This window comes from Mycolicibacterium tokaiense, assembly GCF_010725885.1.
GTDB classification, from domain to species: domain Bacteria; phylum Actinomycetota; class Actinomycetes; order Mycobacteriales; family Mycobacteriaceae; genus Mycobacterium; species Mycobacterium tokaiense.
Map to the genome: position 1 here is coordinate 100392 of NZ_AP022600.1, position 12841 is coordinate 113232.

Annotated in this window: 18 protein-coding genes, 1 tRNA gene and 1 pseudogene; 4 read left to right on the forward strand and 16 right to left on the reverse strand. The window is 67.8% G+C overall.

The features are described 5' to 3' along the window. Positions 1 to 2: 2 nt before the first annotated feature. Both G6N58_RS00415 and G6N58_RS00420 read right to left on the reverse strand, forming a co-directional pair. Positions 3 to 698, reverse strand: a complete 696-nt coding sequence (locus G6N58_RS00415) for an anti-sigma factor (protein ID WP_115280189.1) — start codon at positions 696 to 698, stop codon at positions 3 to 5. Continuing rightward, on the reverse strand, positions 688 to 1212 hold the full coding sequence (locus G6N58_RS00420; protein WP_115280188.1) for a sigma-70 family RNA polymerase sigma factor: 525 nt from the start codon (positions 1210 to 1212) through the stop codon (positions 688 to 690). The genes G6N58_RS00415 and G6N58_RS00420 overlap by 11 nt, the downstream gene beginning before the upstream one ends. 339 nt (positions 1213 to 1551) lie before the next feature. On the opposite strand from G6N58_RS00420, the pseudogene G6N58_RS00425 reads away from it, so the two are divergent. Then, a pseudogene (locus G6N58_RS00425) lies at positions 1552 to 1896 on the forward strand (winged helix-turn-helix domain-containing protein); the annotation flags it as partial. A 35-nt stretch (positions 1897 to 1931) separates the two neighbouring features. On the opposite strand, the gene G6N58_RS00430 reads toward G6N58_RS00425, so the two are convergent. Together G6N58_RS00430 and G6N58_RS00435 are read right to left on the reverse strand one after the other, a co-directional pair. Then, positions 1932 to 2279 (reverse strand): hypothetical protein, encoded by a 348-nt coding sequence (locus G6N58_RS00430; RefSeq protein WP_115280186.1) that lies wholly within the window; start codon positions 2277 to 2279, stop codon positions 1932 to 1934. Positions 2280 to 2431: 152 nt separating this feature from the next. Further along, a tRNA-Leu gene (locus tag G6N58_RS00435) sits at positions 2432 to 2518 on the reverse strand. Positions 2519 to 2610: 92 nt separating this feature from the next. On the opposite strand from G6N58_RS00435, the gene G6N58_RS00440 reads away from it, so the two are divergent. Genes G6N58_RS00440 through G6N58_RS00450 form a run of 3 tightly spaced genes read left to right on the forward strand, consistent with a single transcriptional unit; the run spans position 2611 to position 4077 of the window. Continuing rightward, positions 2611 to 3315 carry a hypothetical protein gene (locus tag G6N58_RS00440; RefSeq protein ID WP_308213287.1) on the forward strand — a complete coding sequence of 235 codons (705 nt, stop codon included), beginning with the start codon at positions 2611 to 2613 and terminating at the stop codon, positions 3313 to 3315. A 37-nt stretch (positions 3316 to 3352) separates the two neighbouring features. Further along, positions 3353 to 3733 (forward strand): hypothetical protein, encoded by a 381-nt coding sequence (locus G6N58_RS00445; RefSeq protein WP_115280184.1) that lies wholly within the window; start codon positions 3353 to 3355, stop codon positions 3731 to 3733. After that, a complete protein-coding gene (locus G6N58_RS00450) occupies positions 3730 to 4077 on the forward strand; it encodes a DUF3817 domain-containing protein (RefSeq protein WP_068918124.1) in 348 nt (115 codons plus the stop codon). The genes G6N58_RS00445 and G6N58_RS00450 overlap by 4 nt, the downstream gene beginning before the upstream one ends. Here G6N58_RS00450 and G6N58_RS00455 read toward each other — a convergent pair. Genes G6N58_RS00455 through clpS form a run of 12 tightly spaced genes read right to left on the reverse strand, consistent with a single transcriptional unit; the run spans position 4028 to position 12823 of the window. Continuing rightward, positions 4028 to 5476: an MFS transporter gene (locus G6N58_RS00455; protein ID WP_163907796.1), complete on the reverse strand. Its 1449-nt coding sequence runs from the start codon at positions 5474 to 5476 to the stop codon at positions 4028 to 4030. The two genes, G6N58_RS00450 and G6N58_RS00455, sit on opposite strands and share 50 nt — an antisense overlap. A 24-nt stretch (positions 5477 to 5500) precedes the next feature. Next, positions 5501 to 6112: an RdgB/HAM1 family non-canonical purine NTP pyrophosphatase gene (gene rdgB / locus G6N58_RS00460; protein ID WP_115280183.1), complete on the reverse strand. Its 612-nt coding sequence runs from the start codon at positions 6110 to 6112 to the stop codon at positions 5501 to 5503. Next, positions 6109 to 6888, reverse strand: coding sequence for a ribonuclease PH (gene rph / locus G6N58_RS00465; RefSeq protein ID WP_115280182.1), 780 nt, complete (start codon positions 6886 to 6888; stop codon positions 6109 to 6111). Before rph ends, rdgB begins: the two co-directional genes overlap by 4 nt. A gap of 34 nt (positions 6889 to 6922) precedes the next feature. Further along, the gene (locus G6N58_RS00470) at positions 6923 to 7696 is read right to left on the reverse strand and encodes a cyclic nucleotide-degrading phosphodiesterase (RefSeq protein WP_115280181.1); all 774 of its coding nucleotides are present in this window, start codon (positions 7694 to 7696) and stop codon (positions 6923 to 6925) included. A 59-nt stretch (positions 7697 to 7755) separates the two neighbouring features. After that, positions 7756 to 8571, reverse strand: coding sequence for a glutamate racemase (gene murI / locus G6N58_RS00475; RefSeq protein ID WP_115280180.1), 816 nt, complete (start codon positions 8569 to 8571; stop codon positions 7756 to 7758). After that, entirely contained in the window at positions 8568 to 9203 is a 636-nt protein-coding gene (locus G6N58_RS00480; protein WP_179968204.1) for a rhomboid family intramembrane serine protease, read from the reverse strand. The genes murI and G6N58_RS00480 overlap by 4 nt, the downstream gene beginning before the upstream one ends. Before the next feature lie 7 nt (positions 9204 to 9210). Beyond that, complete coding sequence (locus G6N58_RS00485; RefSeq protein ID WP_115280178.1) at positions 9211 to 10179, reverse strand: cysteine synthase; 969 nt, start codon at positions 10177 to 10179, stop codon at positions 9211 to 9213. Beyond that, positions 10176 to 10460 carry a MoaD/ThiS family protein gene (locus G6N58_RS00490; protein WP_068918132.1) on the reverse strand — a complete coding sequence of 95 codons (285 nt, stop codon included), beginning with the start codon at positions 10458 to 10460 and terminating at the stop codon, positions 10176 to 10178. The genes G6N58_RS00485 and G6N58_RS00490 overlap by 4 nt, the downstream gene beginning before the upstream one ends. Positions 10461 to 10474: 14 nt before the next feature. Next, the gene (locus G6N58_RS00495) at positions 10475 to 10888 is read right to left on the reverse strand and encodes a M67 family metallopeptidase (protein WP_115280177.1); all 414 of its coding nucleotides are present in this window, start codon (positions 10886 to 10888) and stop codon (positions 10475 to 10477) included. A gap of 1 nt (position 10889) precedes the next feature. After that, positions 10890 to 11924 (reverse strand): P1 family peptidase, encoded by a 1035-nt coding sequence (locus tag G6N58_RS00500; RefSeq protein WP_115280176.1) that lies wholly within the window; start codon positions 11922 to 11924, stop codon positions 10890 to 10892. After that, positions 11924 to 12502, reverse strand: coding sequence for an oxidative stress transcriptional regulator AosR (gene aosR / locus G6N58_RS00505; RefSeq protein ID WP_115280175.1), 579 nt, complete (start codon positions 12500 to 12502; stop codon positions 11924 to 11926). The genes G6N58_RS00500 and aosR overlap by 1 nt, the downstream gene beginning before the upstream one ends. A 6-nt stretch (positions 12503 to 12508) precedes the next feature. Continuing rightward, the gene (gene clpS / locus G6N58_RS00510; protein ID WP_115280174.1) at positions 12509 to 12823 is read right to left on the reverse strand and encodes an ATP-dependent Clp protease adapter ClpS; all 315 of its coding nucleotides are present in this window, start codon (positions 12821 to 12823) and stop codon (positions 12509 to 12511) included. Positions 12824 to 12841 lie beyond the last annotated feature (18 nt).

Consider the following 12841-nt stretch of genomic DNA (forward strand, 5'->3'; position numbering starts at 1 on the left):
GGTCAGGCCAGCGTGGTGGTGGCCAGCGGCATCGGGGTTCCCGCTTCCCGGATCTCCACCGCACGGATGTCGGTGGTCGGGATGAGCGTCGACGCCGCCATCCCGGTGGCCTCCTGCCCGAAGGGACTCCACGAGGCGACGGTCGCTTCCGCGCCGTCACGGGTGATCACCACCAGGTCGTAGCCCGCCACATCGGTCGCCCAGGGCTTGGTGTACCGGCACTCCCAGTCCAACCGGGTGCCCCACGGTTCCCCGGACACCGCCAGCGACGCCGTCAGTCCTTCCCGCTGTCCGGGTGCCATGGCCTGCAGTTCGGTTCTCACGGGCTCGGGCTGGGGAATGGCGGTGTACCCGATCACGCCGCCGATCACGAGGAAAGCGGCCGCGGAGGCGAGCATGCCGGCCACGATTGCGCGCCGCGAACGCAGACGCCGCTTCTCGGCGGCCGCAGCCAGCGTCGGCAACAGGCTCGCGCCGGACTCCCGCGGCTGGGCGGTGGGTGTCTCGTCGAGCAGGGCGAGCGCCTCGTCGGGAGAGAGAAGATCGAGCAACCCGACGGCTCCGGCGAGCTTTGCCTGTTCAGCGCCATCTGCCGGCTCGGCGGCGCGGAAACGCTCGTACTCCTCGTGTTCCTCGGGTGTCAGAGCGCCCAGGAGGTAGGCAGCATCCCACTCCGACAGGTTCTGGTCAGAAGGCATGGGCCACTCCCCTTTCTTCCAGGGCGACGCGCAGCGCGCGGAGTGCATAGTGCAGCCGGGATTTCACGGTGCCCGGTGGAATCTGTTCGTGCCGGGCGATCTCGACCGCTGTCTGTCCCAGATAGTGCGCACGAACCAGCACCGCACGGTGTTCGGGGGTCAGCGCTGACAGCGCGTCGGCAACCACCAGCTTGTCGACCGCCGGCCCGAGACTGTCGGGCGCATTCTGATCGGGAACGGAGTCGGTCTGCAGTTCCCGTTTGAATCGTGAGCTGCGCCGGTCATCGATGACGAGATTGCGAGCCACGGTGTGCAGCCAGGCCCTCGTGGAATCAGTCGGCTGGGCGTTGAGCACATCGGGGTTCTGCCACAAGCGCAGCAGCGCTTCCTGCACCACATCTTCGGCGAACTCCCGATCCCCTCGGGTCAGCCGCAGCACGTAGCGCAGCAGCGCCGGGGCGTGCTCGCCGTAGATGGCGCGCAGGAGCTCGTCGGAGTCGCCTGGCGGTGTCATGCGGGCAGTCCCCTCCCCTGGCGCATCACACCGGGGAGACGGCGAGCATCGTGATTCATCGGTGTACGGGGCCACTCTCTGATTGGTGTGGTGTTGTTGACGCAGTCAACGGCGGAAGGCCCGCTGAGCTTCCCTGATCTCCCGCACGGCTGTGCGCCCACCGCGAAACCCACGCCCCGCAGCCTACCGAGTGGGCGCCGCGACTGGTCTCCGCCGTGATGCTCGGGGTGCGGCGACCAGCTGTTCCAAACAAATTTCCGATTCCATTGAACCTTCCGCACGCCCGCACCCGTCGTACCAATCGGAAGGCTCCGCAGGGAGCTTCGCGAAAGGATGATCATGACTGTGCTCGTGGCCCCGCTGGCCGCACCTGGTGCCGGCGCTTGGCATTTCGATGACTTTGTGCTCGACGTGGACCGGTATGAGTTGCGCCGCGCAGGACGTTCGATCTCCGTGGAGCCTCAGGTGTTTGACGTCATGGCCCACCTCGTGTCCCAGCACCATCGCCTGGTCACCAAGAACGAACTCTTCGACACGATCTGGGGCGGCCGGTTCGTCGGCGAAGCGGCACTGACCAGCCGGATCAAGTTGGCTCGCCGCGCGCTCGGTGACGACGGCGAATCCCAGAACTACATCCGGACCATCCGAGGGCGGGGTTACCGGTTTGTCCGACCCGTCGCGGCGGGCAGTGTCGGAGGACAAATCGCGTCGTGAGCACCTCAATCCGGCCACACACCCAGCACGAGCTCGGGATCAGGCACACCTGGATCGCCGGCCTCGCGCCAGCGGACCGCAAAGAGCTGGAAGATCCAGGCCCTGGCCGCGTGCCCGGCAACGTGGTCAGGACGCAGAACCAGCAACGACTCACCTCGCCAGTGCGCATGCCCGGTGCATCGCAACTCGTCAATCAAGCTGCGACTCAGCAACACTCGACGGCTCAATGGCCGCGGCACGGTGCAGCACCGACCTGTCTCACAGTGGTCGCCCCGGTACTCGGCGACAACGGTGCCCTCCACCTTGCCGAGATCACTGTCCAGGTGGGTGCCACCCTCGAACCACAGCGCCACTGACCCAGCTCCAAAACCACCGGCGCTGAGGTCATCTCGGGAACAACTGCTGCCAACGTGCCGGGGCCCCGGCAATTCACACCCCACAACGGTGAAGAACGACGATGTCGCGCCGATGCCTCCCACCGGAGGGTCGACAGCACAAGCACGAATGGTGCGGGCGGGGGGACTCGAACCCCCACGTCCTTTCGGACAATGGCACCTAAAGCCATCGCGTCAGCCAATTGCGCCACGCCCGCGAGCGACGCAATCATAACGCTTGACGTCGGACAGTTTCTGTCGGTCCCTGCGCATACGTTGAATCATGCGGTCCCAGGAGGAGTACGAAACCGTGCGCGAATTCATCGCCGCGGGCATGAACGATTGCGCGATTTCGCGGGCAACCGGCATCCCACGGCCCACCATTCGAGAATGGAGGCGCAAGCCGGCAATCCGCCGGCGAGGGGCGGATGCAGGGGTCTGTGCGCACAACTTCTCCGGGCTGCCCGCGGCTCCCTACGCCTATCTCTTGGGGATGTACTTCGGCGACGGGTGCATCTCGCGGGCCCGGCAGATCTGGAAATTGCGAATTGCCCTGGACATCAAGTATCCCGGCATCATTGCGCGGTGTCGCAACGCGATCGATGGGGTGATGCCAGGGCAGCAGGCCGCGGTGGTGCAGTGCGCCGGCAATTGGGTCGAAGTGGTTCTCTACTCCAAGCACTGGCCCTGTCTCCTACCTCAGCACGGACCCGGCAAGAAGCATCTCCGGCCGATCAAGCTCGAGCCATGGCAGGAGGACCTCGTGCTGCAGGAGACCGAGCAGTTTGTCCGCGGCCTCATCGAAAGCGACGGGTGTCGTGTCGTGGCCAACGACCGCGGGGTCGCGAGCGTGCGCTATCACTTCACCAATCACTCAGACGATATCCGCGGCTTGTTCTGCTGGGCGCTGGACCTTCTCGGTATCCACTGGACCCGGAACAGCCGCTACATGATCGCCGTCTACCGCAAGGCCGACACCGCCCGGCTCGACGGGTTCATCGGTCCGAAATGGTGATTACCTGTGCCAATGGCGTTCGCGGTACCGTCTAGGCATGTCCACTACAGGCCGTCGGAGATGGGCGCTGGTTGCGCTTGTCGCTGTGGCTGCCGGTGGCTGCCTGGCCCTGGGCTGGTGGCAGTGGACCCGCTACGAATCGGCCTCGGGCACCTTCCAGAACCTGGGCTACGCGATGCAGTGGCCGTTCTTCGCGGGATTCTGTGTGTATGCCTACCGGAAGTTCGTCGTACTGGAGGACACCCCGCCCGACGAACGCAGGTCGAGCACCGAGATGACCGAGATCCCCGAGGGCCTGCTGCCGCAGCGCCCTGCGAGCGCGCAGAGCGTCGATGACCCGGCGCTGCGCGAGTACAACGCCTACCTGGCCGAGCTGGCCAAGAGTGACACCGAGAAACAGGACAGGACCACCGCATGACCACGCCCGACACCCCGCCGATCGTGACCGCTCCCGTCGAGCAGATCCGCAAGGCACTCAAGGGTTACCGGGTGCTGGCCTGGATCACGGGTCTGTGGTTGATCGCCCTGTGCTTCGAGATGGTGATGAAGTACGGATTCGGCGACGAGCGCTGGAACTGGATCGCGATCGTGCACGGCTGGGCGTACTTCGCCTACCTGATCTTCGCGGCCAACCTCGCAGTCAAGGTACGTTGGCCGCTGGGCAAGACGGTCGGCATCCTGCTGGCCGGCACCATCCCGTTCCTGGGCATCATCATGGAGCAGAAGCAGACGACAGCGCTGAAGGCGCAGTTCGATCTCTGAGCACCGCTGCTTTCGGGATCAGCATCGACAGCAGTGCGGCCACGACGGCCGCACAGGTGACGAACCCGAGCGCGAACTGCAGTCCGGCTTCCGAGGGGATCTCGCGGCCGGCGTACGTCACCACCGCCCCACCCAGGATCGCGCCGATCACGGCGCTGGACAGTGACGTTCCCAGGGCCCGGGCCAGAGAGTTGATCCCGTTGGCCGCCGCGGTCTCCGACACCGGCACTGCGGCGTTGATCAGGGCGGGCAGCGACGAGAAGGCGAAACCGACGCCCACGCTGACGATCACGTTCATCGCCAGGATGCCCGGTGCGGACGCCATCAGCAGGAACCCGGTCAGGTAACCCGCCGCGACGATCAGACAGCCGAGCACCAGCGTGAACTTGGGGCCGCGCCGGGCCGCCATCCGGGCCGCGATGTTGGAGGCCACCATCATGGCGAGCCCGCCGGGCGCCATCCACAGACCGGCGTGCAACACCGACTGCCCCAGGCCGTAGCCGGTCTCGCGGGGCAGTTCCAGGATCTGCGGCGCCACCAGGGAGATGCCGTACAGCGAGACGCCGACACCCACCGACGCGATGTTGGTGGTCAGCACCGGCAGCCGCGCAGTGGTACGCAGGTCCACGATCGGCGACGCACACCGCAGCTGCCACCAGCCGAACAGCGCTAGGATCACCGCGGCCGCCACGAACAACCCCACCGTGGTGCCACTGGTCCAGCCCCAGGCACTGCCCTTGGAGATGGGCAGCAGCAGACACACCAGGCCGGCCGCCAGCAGCAGCGCACCCAGCGGGTCGAATCGGTCGCGGGCCACCGCGGGGACATGCGGAACCATGGTCGCGAACACCACGACACACACCAGGCCCAGGCCGGTGGCGAACCAGAAGAGGGCGTGCCAGTCCAGGTGCTCGGCGATCACCGCGCCCAGTGGAAGCCCCAGTGCCCCACCGACTCCCAGCGACGAGCTCATCATGCCCATCGCCGAACCCACGCGTTCAGCGGGCACGGTGGCCCGCAGCACACTGATGCCGAGCGGGATGATGGGCATCCCGAATCCCTGCAGGCCGCGGCCGATGATCAGCGGGATCAAGGAGGTGGACAGCGCCGCCACCACTGCCCCGGACGTGAGCAGCAGCGCGCACACCACCAGGATCCGCTGGGCGCCGTACATGTCGCCGAGGCGCCCGAACATCGGGGTGGCGACGGCGGCCACCATGAGCGTGGCGGTGATGGCCCAGCTGGCGTTGTCCGCGCTGGTGTTCAGCAAGCCGGGCAGTTCGGGGATGATCGGGATCATCAGCGTCTGCATCAGAGACACACCGATACCCGCGAAGCACAGCGCGGTGATCAGGATGCCGGGATGACGGGGCTTCACGTCGGAACCGGTGGCACCCATTGCCGGAACTATACCTTAGATAGGCTATCCATCTGATTCGGCCAGGCGGCGCAGGTCGGGCAGCAACTGCACCAGCGCGCGGCCGCGGTGCGAGGCCGCGTCCTTCTCTGCCGCCGTCAGCTCCGCCGCCGACCGATCAGATCCGGTCGGCACGAACACCGGGTCGTAGCCGAATCCGCCGTCGCCCCGCGGCGCGCGCGCGACGGCGCCCGGCCACTCGCCGCGCACCACCGTCTCGCCGCCGTCCCACACCAGCGCGCAGGCCGACACGAACGCCGCCCCGCGGCGTTCGTCGGGAACATCGGCCAGCTGCCCCAGCAACAGTGCGGTGTTGGCCGGGTCATCGCCGTGGCGGCCGGACCAGCGCGCCGAGAGCACCCCTGGCATTCCGTTCAGGGCATCGACGGCGATTCCGGAATCGTCGGCGACACAGGGCAATCCGGTAGCCGCGAACCCGTCCCGGGCCTTGGCCAACGCGTTCTCCTCGAACGAGGCGCCCGTCTCGGGGGCTTCGTCGTAGGTCGGCACGTCCGCCAGCGAGACCAGCTCGACGCCGGTGACACCGGCGCCGTCCAGGATGCGCTGCAGTTCGACGAGTTTCTTGGCGTTGCGTGACGCCACCAACAGGCGCGTCAGCTTCCGAACGCCTTCTTGGGCGCCGGACCTTCGGGCAGCTCACCCGGGTACGGCAGTTCCAGAGCCTTGGACTGGATGGCGAACAGCTCTTCGCACGCCCCCAGCGCGGCGTCGAGCAGCTTGTCGAGGGTGGAGCGCGGGAACGTCGCCCCCTCCCCGGTGCCCTGGACCTCGACCAGCGTCCCGGTGTCGGTGGCCACGACGTTCATGTCCACCTCGGCGCGCGAATCCTCGGTGTAGGGCAGGTCGACCCGCACCCGACCGTCCACCACGCCGACGCTCACCGCAGCGATGGCGCATGACAGTGGCCGCGGGTCCGACAGCTTGCCCGCCGCGCCCAGATACGTCACCGCATCGGCCAGTGCCACATAGGCGCCGGTGATGGCCGCGGTGCGGGTGCCGCCGTCGGCCTGCAGCACGTCGCAGTCGATGGCGATGGTGTTCTCACCCAGTGAGCGCAGGTCGATGCAGGCCCGCAGCGAGCGGCCGACCAACCGGCTGATCTCCTGGGTGCGCCCGCCCACCCGGCCTTTGACGGACTCACGATCCGAGCGGGTGTGGGTGGCTGCCGGCAGCATGGCGTACTCGGCGGTGAGCCAGCCGAGTCCGGAACCCTTGCGCCAGCGGGGCACACCTTCGGTGACACTGGCGGTGCACATGACCCGGGTCTGGCCGAACTCCACCAGCACCGACCCGGCGGGGTGGGACGTGAATCCACGGGTGAGAATCACGGGCCGCAACTCGTCGTCACGGCGGCCGTCTTCGCGACTGGACATCAGGCCACCCTATCGGTGGGCCCGGACAGAAAACTCAGGCGGCTCGCACGTCGAAGGTCTCGCCGCACACCACTGCGCGGACCGGGCCGTCGAACTCGGACTTCGCTTCGCTGATGACATCCTCGCGTGACGTCCACGGCGGAATGTGGGTCAGCAGCAGTTCCCCGACATTGGCCTTCGCCGCGATCTGTCCGGCCTCGGCGCCGGACAGGTGCACCGCCTGCGGCCGGTCCGGGGCGTGGGTCCATGACGCCTCACACAGGAACACATCGGCGTCGCGGGCCAGCTCCACCACGGCATCACAAATGCCGGTGTCGCCGCTGTAGACCAGCGTCGCACCGGACGGATCGGTGAACCGCATGCCGTAGGACTCGGTGGGGTGCGACACCAGCCGCGGCTGGACGGTCAACGCCCCGAACTGGATGGTCTGGCCGTCCACCCAGGGCCGGACGTCGAAGATGTCGCTGAAGTCGTCCACCTCGGTGCCCTCCGGCGACGACGCGGCACCCAGGCGCGACCAGGTGTCCGACGGCCCGTACATCAGCGCACGGCCCACCGGCGGATTCGGGTGGTAGCGACGCCACACGAACAACCCGGGCAAATCGAGGCAGTGATCGGCATGCAGGTGCGACAGCAGCACACTGACCTCGCCGGGGTCGGCGTAGCGCTGCAGCGCGCCCAGCACACCACCGCCGAAGTCGATCACCGCAGGAGGGGTGTCAGGGGCGCTGAGCAGGTATCCGGACGCGGGCGAATCAGGACCCACCACACTGCCCGAGCAGCCGAGGACTGTGATTCGCACGGTCATCAGCTTGCCATGCCCTTTATCGCTGCGGAGAAAACCTCACCGCATTCGTGGTGGGGAAATCAGCCCGCCGCGGGGGCGCTCCTGCGCACCGGGGCGACACCGGTGACCGTCGGTCCGAGGAACCGTGCGGCCAGCGCCAGGAACGCCTCCGGGTCGCCGGTGGCCTCGAACCGGCGGTCCACGCTCTCTGCCGGCGGCCGCAGCAGATCATGTTCGGTGAGCACCCGCAGCAGGTCCTTGGCTGTCTCCTCGGCGCTGGACACCAGCGTCACGTGATCGCCCATGGCCAGCTGGATCAATCCCGACAGCAGCGGGTAATGGGTGCAGCCCAGCACCAACGTGTCGACATCAGCGCGCTGCAGGGGTTCGAGGTAGCCCTCGGCCAGCCCCAGCACCTGGCGGCCGCTGGTGACGCCGCGTTCGACGAAGTCGACGAACCGCGGGCATGCCACCGCGGTGATGTGGGCGTCGCGCGCCGCCGCGAAGGCGTCCTGATAGGCATGCGAGGTGATGGTGGCCTGGGTGCCGATGACGCCGATGCGGCCCGTGCGGGTGGTGGCCACCGCGCGGCGCACGGCGGGCAGGATCACCTCGACCACCGGCACGTCGTAGCGTTCGCGGGCATCGCGCAGACAGGCCGACGACGCCGTATTGCAGGCGATCACCAGAGCTTTGACCCCGCGGGCCACCAGATCGTCCATGATGGCCAGCGCGTGGGCCCGGATCTGGGCAATGGTCAGCGGGCCGTACGGGCCGTTGCCGGTGTCGCCGACGTAGATCATGTTCTCGTGCGGCAGTTGGTCGATGATGGACCGCGCGACGGTCAGTCCCCCCACGCCGGAGTCGAAGACACCGACGGGAGCCTCCGGGTTCACGGAGTGACCGGCCGCCGCAGTTGACGCGTGGTGCGCTCCGGTTTGGACAGCAAATAGGCCGCCACCACCCCCGCGACCGCGCCGCACAGATGACCCTGCCAGGACACCCCGAACGTGCCGGGCAGCACGCCCCACAGGATGCCGCCGTAGACGAAGAGCACGATGATGCCGATGGTGATCTGCAGGGCGCTGCGGACGAAGAACCCGAACACCAACAGGAAGGTCAGCCAGCCGAAGATCAGCCCGGATGCCCCGATGTGGTTGGTCTCGTACTGCGAACCGAGATCGCCGATCAGCCAGGTACCGATGCCGCCGAGGATCCAGATGATCGCGGTGGCCCAGATGAAGCGCGACATCCCGGCCAGCGTCACCAGGAACCCCAGCACCAGGGCGGGCACCGTGTTGGCCACCAGGTGCGCCCAGTCCGCGTGCAGCAGCGGGGCGAAGATGATGCCCGTGAGCCCGTCGGACTCGAGCGGCCGGATGCCGTTGCGGTCCAGTGAGTGGCCGGACAGCTGGTCGAAGATCTCGATGACGTACAGCAGCACCACGAACGACACCACGGTGGCACCGCCGACCATCCAGGCCGGCCGCTTCTTCGGTTGTTGGTTGTATCCGACCGGCTGGTTCATGTGAGCGTCACGCCCATAGCTGCCCTTCCAAAGCGTCTTCCGCTTCATCCAGGCTACCGGCGTAGGCACCGGTGGACAGATACTTCCACCCGGCGTCACAGACCGTGAACACGATGTCGGCCTGCTCGCCCGCCTTGAGCGCCTTGGCGCCCATGCCGAGCGCGGCGTGCAGGATGGCCCCGCTGGAGATGCCGGCGAAGATGCCCTCCACCTGGACCAGTTCGCGGGTGCGCTTGACAGCTTCGAAGGCCCCCACGGAGTAGCGCGTGGTCAGCACATCGGGGTCGTACAACTCGGGCACAAAGCCCTCGTCGATGTTGCGTAGCGCGTACACCCCCTCGCCGTAGCGGGGTTCGGCGGCGACGATCTGCACCCCGGGCACGTGCTCCCGCAGGAAGCGGCCGGTGCCCATCAGGGTGCCGGTGGTTCCCAGGCCCGCCACGAAGTGGGTGATCTCCGGCAGGTCGGCCAGGATCTCCGGGCCGGTGGAGTGGTAGTGGGCATCGGCGTTGGCGGGGTTGCCGTACTGGTAGAGCATCACCCACTCCGCATGCTCGGCGGCCAGCTGCTTGGCCGTGGCGACAGCGGTGTTGGAGCCGCCCTCGGCAGGGCTGAAGATGATGCGCGCGCCGTAGAGCTCCAGCAGCTGACGCCGTTCGATGGAGGTGTTCTCCGGCATCACGCAGATCAGCTGATAGCCCTTGAGCTGCGCGGCCATCGCCAGCGAGATGCCGGTGTTGCCGCTGGTGGGCTCGAGGATGGTGTCACCGGGTTTGATCAGGCCGTCGCGCTCGGCCTGCTCGATCATCCGCAGCGCGGGACGGTCCTTGATGGAGCCGGTCGGGTTGCGGTCCTCCAGCTTGGCCCATAACCGCACGTGCGGGCCGTCCGCCGAGTCGTCCCACCGGGGTGAGAGCCGTTGCAGCCCGACGATCGGGGTGTTGCCCAGGGCCTCGAGCAGCGAGTTGTATCTCATACTCCACCGGCGACGGCGGGCAGGATCGTCACCGAGTCGCCGTCGGAGATCGTGGTGTCCAGGCCGCCGGAGAACCGCACGTCCTCGTCGTTGACATAGATGTTGACGAACCGGTGCAGCTTGCCCGCGTTGTTGGGGTCCACCAGGCGGTCGGAGATCCCGGAGTAGTTGGCTTCGAGGTCGCTGATCACCGCCGCCAAGGTGGCGCCCTCGGCGGTGACGCGCTTCTCGCCGCCGGTGTGCGTGCGCAGGATGGTGGGGATCGAGACGGTCACAGACATGGGGTAGGGCCTTTCTAGTACTGCTCGACGATGGTGACGGGTTCTTCGGTGACGGTGCCGTCGACGATGCGGTAGCTGCGGAGCTCGTGCTGCTCGGGATCGCGGGTACCGATCAGCACGTAGTGCGCGTCGGGCTCGGCGGCGATCGCGATGTCGGTGCGACTCGGATAGGGCTCCGTGGCGGTGTGCGAGTGGTAGATGACGACGGGAACCTCGTCGGCCGCCTCCATCTCGCGGTGCACCTTCAGTTGTTCCATGGAGTCGAACTGGTAGAACGTCGGCGACCGTTCCGCGTTGACCATCTGGATGAACCGCTGCGGGCGGTCACTGCCCTCGGGGCCCGCGATCAGTCCGCAGGCCTCATCGGGATGGTCCGCGCGGGCATGCGCCACCATCGCGTCGACCAGGTCGGCACGAATCGTCAACACCTCAGACTCCTTTTCCGAACGCACCGGGCAACATGCCACGGTAGGTCGGTATTCCGGCGACCGGCGAAGCGGCCAGCACTCCGGTGAGCACCGCCACAGCCAGACAGTCCGCCGCGGCGGCCCCGAGCGCGGCCACCAGCTTGGTCTCCGGCGACATGTGGGCCGGGATGTCCGGGTCCGGTGGCACCTCCACCGCACCGGTCGCCAGCGCGAACACGGTGTCGCCGTCGATCGGGGTGTGTGCAGGCCGGATGCTGTGGGCCAACCCGTCGTGGGCGGCCACCGCCATCCGCTGGCAGGCGGCTGGGCTCAGCGCGGCGTCGGTGGCCACCACCGCGATGGTGGTGTTCAGTGGGCTCTTCTCCCGGTCCAGCTCGGCCAGCGCGGCGATCTGCTCGGCCGGCGGCGCGGTGAGACCGCACTCCCTGATCAGGTGCGCCATCCAGGGCAGGCCGGTCGCAGGGTCGACGACGTTACCTGCGGCGTTGACGGCCACCACGGCACCGACGGTGACCCCGAGCTCGGGCAGGGTCAGCGACGCCGTGCCCAGCCCGCCCTTGAGCACCCCGGCACGCGCGCCGGTGCCCGCCCCTGCCGTGCCGAGGGCGAAGTCGATACCCGCCGAGGATGCGGCGGCGTAGCCGAAATCGGCGGTCGGGCGACACTGCCAGCCGCCGACGGGCAGATCGAAGATCACTGCGGCGGGCACGATGGGCACCACCCCACCGTCCATCGCGACGCCGCGGCCCTGTTCCTCGAGCCAGGTCATCACGCCGTCCGCCGCGGCCAGGCCGTACGCACTGCCACCGGTGAGGACCACCGCGTCGACGTAGCGCACGCTGTTGGCGGGGTCCAGCAGATCGGTCTCCCGGCTGCCCGGGGCGCCGCCGCGGACATCGACTGCGCCCACGGTGCCCGGCGGGGTCACGACGACGGTGGTGCCGACGGCCCACCCGGAGCCGAGTTTGGCATCCGCGTCCAGACGGTGGTGGTTGCCCACCAGGATTCCGGACACATCGGTGATGGACCCCGGCATCACTTCCCCATCAGACTGAGCACCAGGTACTCCTGCAGCACGGTCAGCCACTGGTAGACGTCGAGGTGGCCGGCCATCGGATGCCCCGGGGGCAACGAGTCCGGGCCGCCGGGGCCGATGTCGAGCATGGTGCCCAGCGCCAGGCGCACGTCGTTCACCGACGCCGCCCACGCCTGAGCATCGTCCTCGGACAGCTCGAACTTGCCGCCGGTGCGCGGACAGGTATCCAGAAGTCGTTGCGCTGATTGACGTTTCGAGTCGATAATGTCCGGCTCGTGCAGACTGCGCAGCGCGCTGTTCAGGCTCTCCGCGGCGGTCGAGCCGGCCGGGTGGTCATTCTGGGGGCGGAAGAAGTCCGGGAGCAGCCGTCCCAGCGTGGCGTCCTCGGGAGCGGCGGCGTGACCCGTGCGCATGCCGGTGATCTGTTCGAGTTCGTCTCTGGGCGAGGATGATTCCCGATCATCGAGCATCCCCACCAGTGAGTTGACCATGTTGTGCAGCAGCGCGGCCTCATGCGGTTCGAGCGCGGACCGGAACCGCGGACCATCGGCGGTGCTCACCCGCTTCCATTTACGCACCGGGCGTCAGCGGTCCTGCTGCATGGTGGCCCACAGCCCCGCTGCATGGAGCTTGGACACGTCGGCCTCCATGGACTCCCGGGTGCCCGACGACACCACCGCCTTGCCCTCGTTGTGCACCTGCAGCATCAACTCGGTCGCTTTGGGTTCGGAGTAGCCGAACAACTTCTGCAGGATGTAGGTCACGTAGTTCATCAGGTTCACCGGGTCGTCCCAGACGATGGTCACCCAGGGCCGCTGGGTGGAGTCCAGCGGGGCATCGACCTTGTCCTCCTGCCGTTGCCCGACAGACCCCGGTTTGGTCGATGCTGGCGCAGCCATGGCTTACAGGATAGCGAG